The organism is Paenibacillus harenae, assembly GCF_030812415.1.
Lineage (GTDB): Bacteria > Bacillota > Bacilli > Paenibacillales > Paenibacillaceae > Pristimantibacillus > Pristimantibacillus harenae_A.
This window is the reverse complement of record NZ_JAUSST010000006.1, coordinates 339150-354967: the sequence shown is the minus strand read 5'-3', so window position 1 is coordinate 354967 and position 15818 is coordinate 339150. Positions and strand designations below refer to the sequence as shown.

Genomic DNA, 15818 nt, shown 5'->3' with positions numbered 1-15818 from the left:
ATTTGCTTTACCTTATTTCCACAAGGGGCGGATTTACTTCTTCATTTGTCTCCCCAAACCATGCCATCGTCTACGGACTTTCTGCTCCACTAAAGTTCAAATGATCTGCTTGTGATCTGGACATCAGGGTTTAACTGCTTTAATTGTAAACCATACTCTTTTTTCATCCCCGAAATATGCAATGACTCTATATTCGGAAAGTACTCCTTCAGGTTGATTAAATCGACCTCTACATTGCATAAAATGAAATCAATATGCTTGACGTATTTCAGCCCTCTGATCTCTGATAGATTCATTTCCTTAGTACAGCTATTTACTATTAATACTTCAATTCCCTCGAAAGTTTTTAGCGTACTTAAATCCAGCTTTTTACAGCTATCCACAACCAGCCTTTTAATGTTGCTGTTATCCCCTGTAAAGCGTTCTAGGCTGCGACCTCCTAGTACATTGATATAACTTAAACCTGGTACAACTGCTATGTTACCTAATTCTTTAAATTTGCAGCTTTTAAAAGAAATTCTTTCGAACTGAATTTCTTTCCATTCCGCTAAATTTGGCTCTACCATCGAGCGATAAATATCTATTGTTTTAAGATATTTGCACCCTGCAACAGCCGATATATCCTCGGTTCGTTCCACATAAAGATCAATATGTTTGACTTTGGTTTGAGAAAGCTGAGATATATCCCTTCGTCGATTACGATGGGTTTGAATTTGAATATATACGCCTTTACTGAACCACTCTATGCCTTCAAAAGATTTGATATGTTGTCCATAGACAAACAATTTCTTCACGTTCTTAAACGCTCGCAATACGCCAAGATCAACTAAAGAAGAATTATAGTTAATGGTCAGCGTTTCAACTCGCTCAATGCCCTCCATCAGTCGCAGATGCTCAATTAAAGCATCCGCATCTACCTTTATGTCCGACTGATTGCTTATTTTCAAGCTGTCATATTGCGGTTCTATGTTTACTAATTGAGTAAAAGTGGATTCATCTACAGTAAGCTCAAGCGTCATATTATTTATCCTTTCTTTTTCAGCATAATGGAAAAACGCTTATCCCAAACAAGACAAAAGAAAGTCTTATTTGGGATACTGATATTATTATGCAGAAATTTCATTAGCATTAGGTAATACTGGATTCAATAGTCCTGGTACAAAATTACCCCAGCCATCTAAATATCCCCACAGTGCTTTTCCTTCTGCCTTCCAATAACTAAATTCTTCCTTATCAATATCCACTTTTTTCCCAACAGACGGGCCTGATTGATAGGTTTTAAAATATTTAGTTTTGGCAAAATAATGAGCTTTAGAGTATCCAATAGTAAATACTCCTCCTTCGTCTTGCATATAACAAGCTCAGCTTTTATTTCAATAGCATGTACAGTAGAATCAGGATGCGTGACTATTTCTTTCCATTTATGGTTTCCCATCCGTTTTTTAAGTTCTTGCGCTGTAGAGCCTATATATGTTGAGGTAACACCACTATATGGTCCTTCAATAATATATACGTAACCGATTAAAACTGGAGCCATACCGCTCGGATCCACATAATTCAATGGATTACTCTCGACATACACATACTGGTTCAAACTCAGTGGATTCTCAGTCTCACCCTCATACGTATCCTCGGAAATAAACCGAGCTAGGCGCGGGTCATAGTAGCGAGCCTGCAGGTAGTAATATTGCGTCTTCCGATCCCAATAGTAGCCTGCATAACGGTATGGATTCTCTTTGACGAGCTTCGTTGTAATATCAGCAGTCGGTTCGATATCTAGTTCAGCTAGAAGAGCAGACAACTCATCTTCTGCATCTGATGCCGCTTCATCGACTTCCGTTACATCAGTGCCTTCTGTACCCTCAGCAGCAGCATTACCAATACCCGGATGATAATCCGGATCAGTATTTCCACTCTCATCTTCAGGTCCCTGAGTTGAGCCAGGACTTCCGTTGCCCGTTCCGAGGTCGCCGATCCAGCCAGTTCCTTCGCGTACGCGCTCCCCTAAGCCATTGTACATGCGCGTGACAAGACCCCATGCATCGTACTCATATCTGGCCGCTACCTTGCCGTCCTTATCCGTCAGTGCCACCACGTCGCCGTGACCGTTATACACGTACCAGAACGTTTGGCCTTCCAGCGTGATGGAGAGCGGTCGGTCATTGGCATCAAAGGTATACGCCTTGGTCACATTACCGCTGTCGTCGCGCTCTTCCGTGATCGCCCACGTATCGCCTTTATGCGTGTATTGGGTAACTTCCTGCGTCGAACCCGTATGGTTGAACTGCGTTTTGCTAATCCGACGACCCAGCATGTCATAGGCATATTTCTCGCCAAAACCGTCCGGGAACGTCACTTTCATTAGTTGTCCGAGCGCATTCCACTCGTATTTGCTGCGGCTGTCCGTCAACAGGTTGCCGGCGTCGTCATACGTATAGTCGTATTCCTCGTAACGAATCGCATTTTCGCGATGGACGAGCTGATTACGGGCGTTATACGTATAATTCGTGCCGATGATCGTATACCCTTTGCCGACTTCGCGAATCCGTTCAAAAAGCTTCGTCTGTTCGCCCGGCGGCAGATTGACTTCACCGTTGACGGTATTGTCGATAGCTGCTAGGGTCTAAGGCTATGGTAAAAACAAAAAAACACATGGAGTTGTTTAACTCGCATGTGGTTAAAATCCAGATCATAACAGAGTTAATCAAAATATTTCCCGAATAAATCAGCCATGTAATCTTCAACTTGACCTGCAAGAATAAAAATAGGTTCTGGATAATCTGTATACTCTGCCTCTGAACGAATCTTACGATACAAATAGAACAATAAAGCTACAAATCTCTTATTTACTTCCGTTTTATCTTGCGAAAAATCCTTCATTGACTCTAATAAAATAAATAGTGCCTTAACCGCGATATCATCGATTACTTTGTTACCATTAAAATCTACTCCACGTAATGTGCTAGTAATTCTTTCAACTAAATACTCCATTTCCTGGTTCATTCGATCCATATCCATTTTTACTATCCTCCAAATTATTTATGAAGTGTAAACATTACACATCTTCCGGTCCCTGAGTCGAGCCAGAGCTGCCGTTGCCGGTGCCGAGGTCGCCGATCCAGCCGATGCCTTCGCGCACACGTTCGCCTAAGCCGTTGTACATGCGTGTCACAAGCCCCCATGCATCGTATTCGTAACGAGCTGCTACCTTGCCGTTCTTGTCCGTCAGCTCCGTAACGTCGCCGTGACCGTTATACACAAAACAGACGTCTGGCCTTTCATCGTGATGGTCAAAGGTCGGTCATCGGCATCGAACGTATATGACTTGGTCACATTGCCGCTGCCGTCGCGTTCTTCCGTGATCGCCCATGTGTCGCCTTTGTACTTGTACTCGGTTACTTCCTGCGTCGATCCCGTATGGTTGAACAACGTTTTGCTAATGCGGCGTCCCAGCATGTCATAGGCATATTTCTCGCCAAAACCGTCCGGGAACGTCACTTTCGACAGTTGTCCGAGCGCATTCCACTCGTTTTTGCTGCGGCTGTCCGTCAACAGGTTGCCGGCGTCGTCATACTTATAGTCGTATTTCTCGTAACGAATCGCATTTCGCGATGGACAAGCTGAAGCCCCCGAAGGCAGCCCAACTTCCTTTTTGTAAAGTCCAAACGGGATAGAGTGAAAAGAAAAGGCCGAGTTACGCTTTGAGTAGATTCATTTTGAGGTATTCTCGGCCTTTTAATCTAATTTTCAAACGTGTTCGCAACCCTTTTGGACCGAATAAAATAGGCTATCCATAAGCAGCCCCAGACCAGTCCAAAACATAAAACGATCCAATCCTCTATGTTCTTATTAGAGTCTATAACTTGCATAACCGTTATTCCCATCCTAAAAGCTTCCATTATGATTACGATTAACGGAGCTATCCGCAACTTTAATAAAATCCAAATTACTGAGGCCGACATCAATAGACTTACTAAAGTTAATTGAGCAACTCGGTATATTATTTTTTCAACTGTATTAATTCGTAACAACACGAGGTTTGTCATCATATCTGAAACACTCGATATTAACATAATGACTAGTATAACAGTATAAAACAATAACCACCCTTTCACACCTGCTAGATAACCTCTTGCTTTATTTCCTGTTGTCATATCTACTCCTCGTTTCTTCGTTTCATATTATTTTAGTTAACTTAGAGTAAGAGAAATAGGCCAATCAAGTGATTCTGATTGACCTATTTGTAGTTTCTAATAATTACTCAACTGAAAACGATTTCCAAATCACAATACAATTTAAAATTTCTTTTTTTTCTTTATCCATAGGTGAAAAAAAGAAAGTTATTCCCTTCATGTTATATTCGTTACCCATCGGATCGTATTCTAGATCCCCTTTCACTTGCTTCTTAACATCAGTTAAAGTTGATCCAATTCGTATTTGATTTTGAAATTTACCTCGAAAATCACCAAAAACAGAAATTGTGAACAATTTCCCCGTATGTTTATCGATAAAAAAATCAATATTCTCTGACTCTACATTAATACTATCTGGTGTTTCTTTCATGTTGTATGGAAAATCAATTAATTCAAGTAATTCATTTTTTGTAAGTCCTAATACAAACTTTCCAATGCAATGTCCTGCAATTATTTCTCCATATATAGATTGACTCATATGGTCCTCCTTAGTTCGAAATAACAGGAATACTTACTGTCATTAGTATAGAAGTATAAAAATGTGCGTTTTCATTAGCATTATCATAGCTATTTCTCCAATCTGCAATAGTTCCAAATGCTTTTTGTGCAGCAGTCGTTGGAGCAACTGAAACATGGTTTGTTCCGTCTTTTACTGCTTTTAACATTCCTGTCTCATTAATAGCTTCTAGAGTAGAGACCCAGCCTGGTAACATCATACTAGTTGACCATGATAGCGCTTCATCGTCCTTACCTTTTTTAACCCATTCTCCATTCCTATATTTCAGTACGTTTTTATGTTCTGCTGTTAGACTTTGGGCAGTAGACACATCTGACCTCCTGTAGATGAAAGTAACATCGTCATCATCCATTGCTTTTATGATCTTTTTTAATAATGATTTACTCATTTTCTTAACAACGCTTCTAGCATTAGGAATTGAATCTGCAATGGCTTCGACAAAATCATCATTTAGATCAGCTCGAACTTTATTTGCTTTATTTATAAAATGACTTTTCCTAATCCGAGTTACAGCTGAATACAAATTGTCCTTTAGTTCCTGAGATTTTGCATTTCCCCAGTCTTTATCTAGCTGCCGAACTTTCACTTGATCAGCGGTAGATAATTGACCATCTATCCCCTGTATCCAAAGACTAGGTTTTTCCCCAACTCCATCACATGATCTTGCACCTTCACAAGGCCTATGACCACTCGGATCAATATATCTTAGTGGATTGTTGTTCACATATACGTATTGATTTAAACTCAGCGGTGTATCGATCTCACCTTCATACGTATCTTCTGATATGAACCGAGCCAGACGCGGGTCATAATACCGGGCTTGCAAGTAATAGTATTGCGTCTTTCGATCCCAATAGTAGCCTGCATAGCGGTATGGATTCTCTTTGACGAGCTCCGTTGTAATATCAGCGGTCGGCTCGATATCTACTTCAGCTAGAAGAGTAGACAACTCACCATCTACAGTCGATTCTGCTTCAACGGCTTCCGTTCCATCCGTGCCTTCTGTACTCTCAGCAGCATTACCAATACCCGGATGGTAGTCAGGTTCGGTATTTCCGCTCTCGTCTTCCGGCCCTTGAACGGATCCAGGGCTGCCGTTACCGGTACCTAGATCGCCGATCCAGCCGGTCCCCTCGCGTACGCGTTCCCCTAAACCGTTATACATGCGCGTGACAAGACCCCATGCATCGTACTCATATCTGGCCGCTACCTTGCCGTCCTTATCCGTCAGTGCCACCACGTCGCCGTGACCGTTATACACGTACCAGAACGTTTGGCCTTCCAGCGTGATGGATAGCGGTCGGTCATTGGCATCAAAGGTATACGACCTGGTCACATTGCCGCTACCGTCGCTCTCTTCGGTGATCGCCCATGTATCGCCTTTATACGTGTATTGGGTGACTTCCTGCGTCGAACCCGTATGGTTGAACTGCGTTTTGCTAATGCGGCGTCCCAGCATGTCATAGGCATATTTCTCCCCAAAACCATCCGGGAACGTCACTTTCGTCAGTTGTCCGAGCGCATTCCACTCGTATTTACTGCGACTGTCCGTCAACAGATTGCCAGCGTCGTCATACGTATAGTCGTATTCCTCGTAACGAATCGCATTTTCGCGATGGATGAGCTGATTACGGGTGTTATACGTATAATTCGTGCCGATGATCGTATACCCTTTGCCGACTTCGCGAATTCGTTCAAAAAGCTTCGTCTGCTCGCCCGGCGGCAGATTGACTTCGACGTTGACGATGTTGTCGATAGCCGCAAGCAGATGCTCGATTTTGCCCGTTTCGAACATCGTCGCTATTTCTGTGCTTGTTCCTGATCCTTCAGCGTCTGCAAAAGCTTCGCCAAGCTTCTTGTAAAGACCAAGCTTCTTGCCGTTGCCTTTCTCCAGTGCTTTCAGCCAGCCGCAACCGCCGCCGTTGTTGCCATTATTTCCGTTTCCATTGTTACCATTGCCGTTTCCGTTATTGCCGTTGCCATTACCGTTGTTGCCATTACCGTTTCCATTGTTGCCATTGCCATTACCGTTTCCGTTATTGCCATTACCATTGCCGTTATTACCGTTATTGCCGTTATTGCCGTTGTCGTTCCCGCTATTACCGTTGCCGTTACCATTGTTGCCATTGCCGTTACCGCCGCCGTTGCCATTCTCTTTGGCGGCCGAGTTGCCATTAGACAGAATGGAGACATTGCCGGACGACAAGCTTTTACCATTTCCATTACCGTTGCCGTTGTTTCCGCTGTTGCCATTTCCATTGCCGTTGCCATTACCGTTTCCGTTACCGTTGTTGCCATTATTGCCATTGCCGTTCGGCTCGCAACTAGCAGGCGGTTGTTCCCCACCTGGCTCGGAAGGCGTGGTCGGCTCGCCCGGCTTCATGCCGAACGATTCGAGAACCATTTGCACGAGCTCGTCCGTCGTAATGACTTTATTTTTGTCCTCAACGGTACCTTGAAGAATGGCTTTTCGCACGGTACGGTTGCCCGCTCCGTCGTATTCGTACAAGATGACGTCTCCGTCAGCCGTCTCTAATCGCTCCAACTGCTCCCTATTGTCATAGGCATAGCCGCTCGTATCGCCCTGCTCCTTAACGCCGGTAATAAATTCACGCTCATTATGCTCGTAATCGCTGGCATGAAGCGGCTCTTCAGCCAGTGTCGTCTTCTGCGTATCGATGAGATGCCCAGGCTTATAGTCGATGGACGTAACGGTACCGTTCGGATATTTGATAGCTGTCACATAACCGTCGGCATCGAATTCGTATTCGTACTTGTAGCCTTTGCTGTCCGTATAACCTGTCGGACGACCGACAGCGTCGTAATCGTATTCGGTGCGAACGCCGTTTACGATCTCCGCAGCCTTCTCGCCGTTGGCATTATACTCGTACACAATTGTATCGCCGTTCGGGTACACCGTTTGCTTCAGCTGGTTATTATCATAATAGCTGTAAACGATCGTTCCGTTCGCGTCGGTACGGGTCAGCATATTGCCCGCATTGTCGTACGTATACGCGTACCAGGTACCGTCGCTGTATTCCTCGCGGATTTTGCGATCCATGAAGTCGTACTTAAACTTCGTTGTTAATCCACCCGGCTTCTTCTCCTCGAGCAAATTGCCGTTCGCATCGTATTGGTATTCGAAAACGTCCTGTCCGTTCTCCGCGCGAATAACAACCTTCTGCAGACGACGTCCAAGCTCGTCATAGTCATACTGCGTCAACTGCGTGTTGCCGTCCTGCTGGCTTGTCCGGTTCAACTCGGCATCGTACGTGTAGGAGGTAGTCATGCCTCCCGCAGCAGCCTGCGACTCGATGATGGAAGTCAAGCTATCGCGCTCGTCATACTTGTACTGCACCGGTCCGTACACTGGACGGTTCTCAACCAGCTTATTGCCGACCGAATCGTAACGATAGCTGAACTGGCCGCCGCTTGGCGATTGCTTAAGCGTAACGCGTCCTTCGGTATCGTAATCGTATTGCGTAGCCTCGCCGAGCCGGTTGTACTCCGTTTCCGTACGTCCGTCAAGGTCAAGATCGTAACGCAGAATGCGTCCCAGCGCATCCTTCTCTTCCAAAACATTGCCGCGATAGTCGTACTTCCACTCGGTATCCCGTCCCAGCGGACGGCGCTCCGCGGTCATATAACCCGCAGGACTGTACTCATATCTGGTCCACTGTCCTACGGCATCCTTCTCCACCAACTGCTGCCCTTCGGCATCGTAAGCAACCGTCGTCTGGTGGCCGTTGCCATCAATATACGCGACTGGCAAGCCGCGAGGGTCGTACTTGTATTCATTGGCGATTTGTTTGCCGGATAAGGTAGAGCCTTCATAATGTATCTCTTTCGCCAATTGTCCGTTGTCGCCATAGATCGAGCGCGTAACGTTGCCGTTCGGATTTTTCTCCACAACGACATGCCCGACACCATCGTATACGTACTTCGTTAAAGCCGATATATTCGCTTCGCTAAAGTCGGTAGCGCCTTCCTTGTAAGTGATCGACTCCGTTAATTGGCCGGCCGCATCGTAGCGGTATTCGGCAATATTGTTCAAGCCGTCGATCGCAAGAACAAGGTTGCCATTCGTGTCGTAAACCGATTGCGATTCGGTGCCGTCCGGCTCTACGCGCTTCGTCTCTCTTCCCATGACGTCGTACGCATACGAAGTGACTCTCTCCTCGAGGACGCCGCCTTCCGTACGATTCCGTTCGACTGTTTGCTGCAAACGTCCAAGCTCGTCGTACGTATGGACGTTAACCAAGCCTTCGGACGAAATCCACTCTTTCAGTTCGCCTTCAGGCGTATATTTGTACGAGGAAGTCGCCCACTCGCTGTCATTCAACTGGCGGCGTTCCTCCGTTTGATTGCCCCAGGCGTCCGTCTTATAGGCAAACTTCTGAACCGCTCCCGAGCTGTCTGCCTCTTCCGTACGTTCCTTCACGCGGCCGAAAGCGTCAACGGTCGAGGCAATCGTCTGCCCCTCCTCGTTAACCGATTCGACCTCGTTGCCGAAAGCGTCATAACGAACGCTCGCGACGTCGCCGGATTCGGATACCGTCCGAACGAGCTGGCCGTTCGTATCGTAAGATGCGGTCTGCGTATATTTTACCGCATTTCCATTCTCGTCAAGCGCAGGCGTAATCGTCTCAACCGTACGTCCCGAATAGCGGTACTCGACTTTGTTTCCGCTGCCGTCCGTCAAGCTGACGATACGGCCCATCTTGTCGTAGCTGAACTTTTGGGTGATGAGCGCTTCATGCCCCCCGTACAGGCTGTCCGCCTCACCCGTGCCGAGATCCGTCCCGTTCCACTCCGGAATCGCTCCGCCCGCCGTTTCCTCCACGATCTGTCCGTTGCCGTCATAGACGGAGCGGCTCCACGAGCCGTTAGGCTCTTTGCGCTCGATCAAACGTCCGGCAGAGTCATAGCGATACGCGGTAACGGCAATCTGTTCACTCAGATCATCGGCGCTTGCGACTGTAATGTTATCAGGCAAAACCGTCCGTATGAACTTCTTCTCTTCTACGATTCGGTCCCATGCGTCATACGCATACGCCTTACGGCCGCCGTCCGCATCGACGATCGCCTTCTGGCGTCCCGCCTCGTCGTACTCGACCGTCGTTGTTGCGTTGCCCGGCGACACGACAGTACGGACCAAATCCCCTGCCTCATTGTAAGCCGACTCTGTTACTACGCCGAGCGAATCGGTACGCTTCAGCATAAGTCCTCGATTGTCATATGCGAAGGATTCCTTGATTTGACCCTCTGTGCCCGTTTCCATCGGTACATGCGTAGAAGACAGTACGCGTCCCATGCCATCAAGCGCATAGGTTATTTTCGTAAGGCCGTCCGTTTCCTCGATCAGGTAGCCGCCATCATTGTAACGGAAAGTCTTCGTCATCGACTTCGACGCATCGCCAAGATCACGCTGAACCTGCTTCGTCACGCGTCCCCAAGCGTCGTATTCGAACGATTCCTCCAACCCTTCCGCCGTGACGCGGTTCGTCAGCCAGCCAACGGCATTGAACGTCTGCGTCGTGACGGCTTCATCGTCCGTGCCTGCATCGGTGATGATTTTCGTATGATTGCCATTCTGGTCATTCTCGTACGTTTCCCGTGCGCCATCCGTCATGGCGAATCCGTTCTCGTCATACGTGAATTCGATGATGTTGCCGCCGCCGTCGACCAGCTTTACGAGATCGCCTTTGGCATTGAATGTCTCCGTCGTTACGACGCTCGTCTCAGGATTCACGCCGCTGGGATCGACGGCCTTCTGCGACGTCGTGCGGGTAATGATTTTCCGCTTATCCTTGGTATACGCAATTTGAATTTCATGCCCGTCCGGGCCCGTTTCTCCCGTGAAGTCCAAAACGTCATCGTACGTATAGCGTACGATCCGCCCCGATGGACTTTGCTGCGCGATCAGAACATCCGCGTCATTATACCGATAACGCGTCACGCGGTTCATCGGATCCGTCACGCGGATCAGGTTATTGCCGCTGTATGCGTAAGAGGTGACGGCTTCCTTGTCGCCATCGACGGTGTTGACCGTTTCGATCTTCTGCGTCTTATGACCGTACTCGTCCCATAGCAGCTTGTATTCGCCGGACGGCAGCAGCACCGTTGCTTCGTTCGATCCATACGCTGCCCCGATGAACTCCTTGACCTGGTCCTGCTTGCGCGTCATGCCGATGCGCTCTACGCGGTTGCCTGAGCCGTATGACCAAACCGTCGTTACGGATCCCTCCTGCGCACCTTCCTCTTCGCGCTCGGTGTTGCCGTTGTCGATGACTTTGACGATCCGATGCCATTCGTCATAGACGAACCTTGTAACCAGCTGCGACGGAGCGCGGTAACCGACGAACTGCCCGTCCGCGTTGTACATGAAGAAGAACTTCCGCTTTTCGCCTTTAATCTGGTTGCCCAATGCGTCGACATCGGCAATAACCGTCGAGCTCAGCGTATCTTTCCCCTTCTCGTAATTGAAGGTCACGACTTCATTCCGTTCGACGTCATGGACTATCTTAATGCGGTAATCGGTGCCGTAAGCCGTCGATACCTCTTCCCAATCGAACGACATTTCCGTCGTATAGCGGTCCTGAATGAGCCAGAAACGGCCGTCGTTATGGAATCGGTAGCGCAGCTGATCCGGCCATTCCATGATGAAGGCGTCCGGGTCGGCCGAACTGGAATCCGGATCGAAGCTCAAGTTTGGAAAATGCTGCTCCTGCCCGTTCGCATACGTCACGTATTCGTTATTGCCCGCCGGCTGGAACCAATAGAGCGTTCCGTCGAAGCCGGCCCATGTGATATTGCCGTCCGGCCACTTCGTCAGACGGGAATCGAGGCTGAAGCTCCAGCCGTAGCCGAGTTGTCCGCTCACGCGGTTCTGATGATTATACGTCAGGAAAAAATCGAGATCGGCTCCCGGGCGCTCCTGCGTGAACCCGTTGAAGCGCTGAACGCCGTTGCCCGACGCCAGATTGATGCGCACGTTGTTTCCGGCAACCTGCGATTCCGCGAATGGAATACTAGCCGCATCGCCCGTTCCCGTGACATAGGGATGTACCGGCAGCTCTTCCTCTGTAACATTGCCTGCCGCATCCTCCGCTTTAATGCGAATCGTCTCTCCGCTTGCAGCCTGAATCGGCACCGCGCTGCGCAGCGGCAGCGCATCGTCCTGCCATTCCTTCGTTAAGGAACTCGCCCCGGTTACGGTCAGCTTCTTCAGCCCGCCGACCATGTCGCGCACTTCAACGGCAAGCTTCTCTCCGCCAAGCGGATGAATCGCCATGACCTTCGGACCGCTGCGGTCCAGTCGAATCATTTGTTCCTCGGCCGAATAGCTTGGCGCGGTCAATTGCTTCGTTGTCGGAGCGTCGCCTTCCTTTGCAGGAGGCAGCACGAAAGTGACGGTCGGCGGAACCGCCGTCAGCTTCCAATAATAGACGCCGTCCGGAAGAAGGCTTCCCTGCGCGTCTTTCCCGTCCCATGCGAAACGGTTCTCGCCGCTTTGGTTTTCCTTATTGCTAACGAGCGTATAACTCCCCTTCTCCTCATCCTTCTTCTTCATCTGGATGTTCTCGACGGACACCGTAACTTGATAGCCGGAAGGCGGATTTTTCGCCTCACCCTCCTGCTCGGCTATCCAGTCCTGCAAGCTGTCTTCCCAGGAAAGAACGGCTTGTCCTTTCTGAACGTCGAAGAAAGCGTCCGTGTCGTTCATTTTCAGATTCGCGCCACCGGAGCCCCTACGGTCCGGTCCGAGATCGGACATTTCTTCCAGCACCTGTTCATCTTCAAAAGAATAATAGCGCGGCGTTTCCGTCTTGTCCGGACCGTCCGTCCAGGCTTCCCCCGAATCGCCGTTACCCCCGGCATTTGCCGGAACGAGATTCGTAATAAACTGCCCCGCCGCGCTCGCCGCTTCCGCCCATATGGCGGCCGGAGCCAAGCCCAGCAGCAATGAAACGATTAATACGATCGATAACCCCCGAAATCTTCGAAACCTCATACCATTCTCTCCCGTCTCTCTGTTTGCTTGAACAAAAAAAAGCCGCAGCACCAAAACAGGCGCTCGGCTTGAGAGAAGACTCTAGAGGAGACACACGATTTCGGCGGTCTGGCGATCCTACGAGGGACCCATGACTTTGCGCCCCAGCCTCGCGGCTGGTTAGCCTTTTCGATTCATAGATTTAAACAAGATATGATATATTTGGATATCACTTTGTTCATTATAGTAGAATATGTCGATTTGTGAAATGTTTTTTCGGGACTTTATAATCAATATGCCAAGTCGAAGGAATCAATAGGATTGCGGATTATTCCCACCTTGTCAGAATGACCGGTCCTTCCTTCGTGATCGCCACCGTATGCTCGAATTGCGCCGACCACGCTCCGTCTCTCGTACGCGCCGTCCAGCCGTCATGCGCAATATACACATCGTCGCGGCCAGCCGTCAGAATCGGCTCGATTGTAATGACCATGCCCTCCTCCAAAATCACGCCCGTACCAGGTTCGCCGCGATGCTCGACGGTCGGATGCTCATGGATTTGTCTGCCGATTCCGTGTCCGACGAAGGAAGTCACGACTTGAAAGCCTTCGCGAAGCGCTCTCGTTTGCACGGCATGGCCTACATCTCCGAGCCGTCTGCCGGGATAGGCATGTTGAATGCCCTCCATCAGCGCCAGCATCGTCGCCTTCATTAGCTTATCTGCAGCAGCCGTTGTCCGGCCGAGGGCATACGTCCACGCCGAATCGGCCTTCCAGCCGTCTACGTCGGCGACCATGTCGATGGTCACAATATCTCCTGCCTCAAGCGGGACGCTATCGGGAAAGCCATGGCATACCACATCGTTAACGGAGGCGCAGGTGGCGAACGGGTATCCTTTGTAGCCTTTCTGCGCAGGCGTGGCTCCACGGTCCAGCATGAACCGTTCTACGAAGCGGTCGATCTCCTGCGTCGTCACGCCGGGGGCGATGCGCCCTGCGATCGCCTTATGGCAAGCGGCGACGATGCGCCCCGCCTTCCGAATGCCCTTAATATGCTCCTTGGACTTCAACTCCAGCATGACTGTGCCTCCTAATGGTTTTTTGCGCCAGCAAAAAAGCCAGCATCGTAAGCATTCGCTTAAGTTTTTGCGCCAGTAAGACGAAACGGTTCATTGTCCTTATGTATATACAATGAGTTTCGCGAAAAATATAGGCGTAAGAATAGTAGTGATACTTATTCGTTCCTATATTTCAAAAACCGGCTGCGTAAGCATACCCGCTTAGTTTTTGCCCCAGCAAAAAATCGGCTTTTGTAAGCGTATATATTTAAACGTTATTCGGCGAAACTCCCCTACATGACGGGTATTAGAGAACATTTCGGGTATCCTTCAAACGTTATGATGATGCGACAAATTGCGAGGCGAGGACGCAGAAGTTGCTAGGCGGTAACGAAGGCAGTAAGGGCATATAGGCTCTTACAACAATGGTGTAATTAGCTACTGCGGACGGGTAGGATCGTATGTGATCTTACCGAGCTGAGCTAGGCAGATGCGGGTGATTGGCGGCGGGCTGTAAGTTCGTATGTGCTCTTACAGGGAAGGAGTAACTGGTCACTTGAGCGGGTAAGGTCATCTATGCTCTTACAGGGCTGGGCTGGACGGATGCGGACGTTGGCGGGGGCTGTATGCGCGTATGGGCTCTAACAGCGATGGAGTAACTGGTTACTTCGGCGTGTAAGGTCATATGTGATCTTGCAGGACAGCGCTAGACGGATGCGGGACGCTGGAGGGGGCTGTGGGCGCGTATGCGCTTTAACACCGATGGAGTAACTGGTTACGTCGTGTGTAAGATCATATATGAGCCTATGCGCCGGAGCCGATGTTTGCAGGAGTGTGGCGGCAGACAAAAAAAGCCTTGCCCGTTCCATAAGGAACGGACAAAGCTCTATATTCGATACGTGTGCTCAACTGACCGAGGAGTTCATTCTGCCTAACTCGTCTTCCACCAATGTCGTCAATTCATCCTCGTAGCCACCTGTGATCCGGTACTTTCGAATGTAATCCTTCACAAATTTCCGCGGGTCCTTGGGTTGAAAAATTCTCGTGAGTTCTTTCAGGCTTTCCTTGACTTCATTCTGGCTATGTTTCGCCATGAAATCTCCTCCCTTATACGATGGATGGTCGTCCTAAACAGCAATGTACGAGAACGCATGCGGCTTATTCACCGCAAGACCCCCCTCGGTGCAGGTAACTCCATGGCCAATGAGTCACAATGTTTTAACTTTTCTTACTATTATAACATTTTGGGAACAATTATGAAAGTTAACAATTGTTAATCTAAGCGTTCGGCTTGTTCGGATATGGGCTCCGCAGCGAGCTCCGTATCCGCCGTACGGGCAGAAATCGTGACAGGAGGCGGGATTTCTGCCGATGATCGGGCCGCCGAAGCGAACTTTTCTTTACGAAACATTCTCAAATAGGCGACTACGCCAACGATGGCAACTGCCAGCCCGAATGCCAGCACCAACATCGTTACCCAACCTTCAACCATGATCCCGCCTCCCTCCCATATCTTAGTTATCGGACAAAACGGTCCAAATTATAATCAAATGTCCAAATGTTGACGCTTCCATATATTAGGTATTATAACGAATGCCGCAATGCGAAGCAAACGCCCGCATTGCGCCCTTATACGATCCGATATGCGGCGCTTGCCCAAGCGAGCAGCTTGCCTTCCTCATCCTTCACCTGGCCTTGCAGCGTCAGCGTCCGTTTCGTACGATGAAGCATTTCCGCTTCGCATACAAGCAAGCCGCCCTTGCTGCTCGATAGAAAATGAGTGTTCATTGTCGCCGTCACCGTGCGCTCATTCGGATGAGCAAGCATGACGACGAGTCCCATCGCATTGTCCATTAACGACATCAGCACGCCGCCATGGACGATTCCGATTAAGTTCAAATGCTGCTCGCCGGTATCCAGACAGATCGTCGCTTTCTTGCCGTCCGCCTGCACGACCTCGCAGCCTAGCAACCCCCAGAAGGTAGACTGCGCACGCGCAGCCAGCCGCGTCAAGAGACCGGCATCGTCGGCCTGCTGCACGAACCATTCCTCATCCAT

At 49.1% G+C, this 15818-nt stretch carries 12 protein-coding genes and 1 riboswitch; of the genes, 1 reads left to right on the top strand and 11 read right to left on the bottom strand.

The window, feature by feature from the left end:
* Positions 1-89: 89 nt before the first annotated feature.
* A complete protein-coding gene (locus J2T14_RS22625; RefSeq protein ID WP_307206019.1) occupies positions 90-1019 on the bottom strand; it encodes a hypothetical protein in 930 nt (309 codons plus the stop codon).
* A 158-nt stretch (positions 1020-1177) separates the two neighbouring features.
* The gene (locus tag J2T14_RS22620) at positions 1178-2362 is read right to left on the bottom strand and encodes an RHS repeat-associated core domain-containing protein (protein ID WP_307206020.1); all 1185 of its coding nucleotides are present in this window, start codon (positions 2360-2362) and stop codon (positions 1178-1180) included.
* Positions 2363-2365: 3 nt separating this feature from the next.
* On the opposite strand from J2T14_RS22620, the gene J2T14_RS22615 reads away from it, so the two are divergent.
* Positions 2366-2620, top strand: coding sequence for a hypothetical protein (locus tag J2T14_RS22615; protein ID WP_307206021.1), 255 nt, complete (start codon positions 2366-2368; stop codon positions 2618-2620).
* 80 nt (positions 2621-2700) lie between these two features.
* Here the strand turns inward: J2T14_RS22615 and J2T14_RS22610 are convergent, their stop codons facing one another.
* The 9 genes from J2T14_RS22610 to J2T14_RS22570 form a co-directional block, all read right to left on the bottom strand.
* Entirely contained in the window at positions 2701-3018 is a 318-nt protein-coding gene (locus J2T14_RS22610) for a hypothetical protein (protein ID WP_307206022.1), read from the bottom strand.
* 37 nt (positions 3019-3055) lie between these two features.
* The gene (locus J2T14_RS22605) at positions 3056-3259 is read right to left on the bottom strand and encodes an RHS repeat domain-containing protein (protein WP_307206023.1); all 204 of its coding nucleotides are present in this window, start codon (positions 3257-3259) and stop codon (positions 3056-3058) included.
* Positions 3226-3552 (bottom strand): hypothetical protein, encoded by a 327-nt coding sequence (locus tag J2T14_RS22600; protein WP_307206024.1) that lies wholly within the window; start codon positions 3550-3552, stop codon positions 3226-3228. The genes J2T14_RS22605 and J2T14_RS22600 overlap by 34 nt, the downstream gene beginning before the upstream one ends.
* 705 nt (positions 3553-4257) lie before the next feature.
* A complete protein-coding gene (locus tag J2T14_RS22595) occupies positions 4258-4671 on the bottom strand; it encodes a hypothetical protein (RefSeq protein ID WP_307206025.1) in 414 nt (137 codons plus the stop codon).
* Positions 4672-4681: 10 nt separating this feature from the next.
* Positions 4682-12724 carry an RHS repeat-associated core domain-containing protein gene (locus tag J2T14_RS22590; protein ID WP_307474415.1) on the bottom strand — a complete coding sequence of 2681 codons (8043 nt, stop codon included), beginning with the start codon at positions 12722-12724 and terminating at the stop codon, positions 4682-4684.
* Between the two features lie 99 nt (positions 12725-12823).
* A riboswitch (cyclic di-GMP riboswitch) is annotated at positions 12824-12899 on the bottom strand.
* Between the two features lie 132 nt (positions 12900-13031).
* Positions 13032-13781, bottom strand: a complete 750-nt coding sequence (gene map / locus J2T14_RS22585; protein WP_307206030.1) for a type I methionyl aminopeptidase — start codon at positions 13779-13781, stop codon at positions 13032-13034.
* Between the two features lie 884 nt (positions 13782-14665).
* Positions 14666-14854 carry a hypothetical protein gene (locus tag J2T14_RS22580; RefSeq protein ID WP_307206031.1) on the bottom strand — a complete coding sequence of 63 codons (189 nt, stop codon included), beginning with the start codon at positions 14852-14854 and terminating at the stop codon, positions 14666-14668.
* Positions 14855-15033: 179 nt separating this feature from the next.
* Entirely contained in the window at positions 15034-15252 is a 219-nt protein-coding gene (locus tag J2T14_RS22575; RefSeq protein WP_307206032.1) for a hypothetical protein, read from the bottom strand.
* Between the two features lie 137 nt (positions 15253-15389).
* Positions 15390-15818: a PaaI family thioesterase gene (locus J2T14_RS22570; protein WP_307206033.1), complete on the bottom strand. Its 429-nt coding sequence runs from the start codon at positions 15816-15818 to the stop codon at positions 15390-15392.

Excerpts from the sequence above, each read along its gene's own strand:
- J2T14_RS22625 (WP_307206019.1), bottom strand. The coding sequence starts at position 1,019 with ATGACGCTTGAGCTTACTGTAGATGAATCCACTTTTACTCAATTAGTA.
- J2T14_RS22620 (WP_307206020.1), bottom strand. The coding sequence starts at position 2,362 with ATGAAAGTGACGTTCCCGGACGGTTTTGGCGAGAAATATGCCTATGAC.
- J2T14_RS22610 (WP_307206022.1), bottom strand. The coding sequence starts at position 3,018 with ATGGATATGGATCGAATGAACCAGGAAATGGAGTATTTAGTTGAAAGA.
- J2T14_RS22595 (WP_307206025.1), bottom strand. The coding sequence starts at position 4,671 with ATGAGTCAATCTATATATGGAGAAATAATTGCAGGACATTGCATTGGA.
- J2T14_RS22590 (WP_307474415.1), bottom strand. The coding sequence starts at position 12,724 with ATGAGGTTTCGAAGATTTCGGGGGTTATCGATCGTATTAATCGTTTCA.
- map (WP_307206030.1), bottom strand. The coding sequence starts at position 13,781 with ATGCTGGAGTTGAAGTCCAAGGAGCATATTAAGGGCATTCGGAAGGCG.
- J2T14_RS22580 (WP_307206031.1), bottom strand. The coding sequence starts at position 14,854 with ATGGCGAAACATAGCCAGAATGAAGTCAAGGAAAGCCTGAAAGAACTC.
- J2T14_RS22575 (WP_307206032.1), bottom strand. The coding sequence starts at position 15,252 with ATGGTTGAAGGTTGGGTAACGATGTTGGTGCTGGCATTCGGGCTGGCA.
- J2T14_RS22570 (WP_307206033.1), bottom strand. The coding sequence starts at position 15,818 with ATGGATGAGGAATGGTTCGTGCAGCAGGCCGACGATGCCGGTCTCTTG.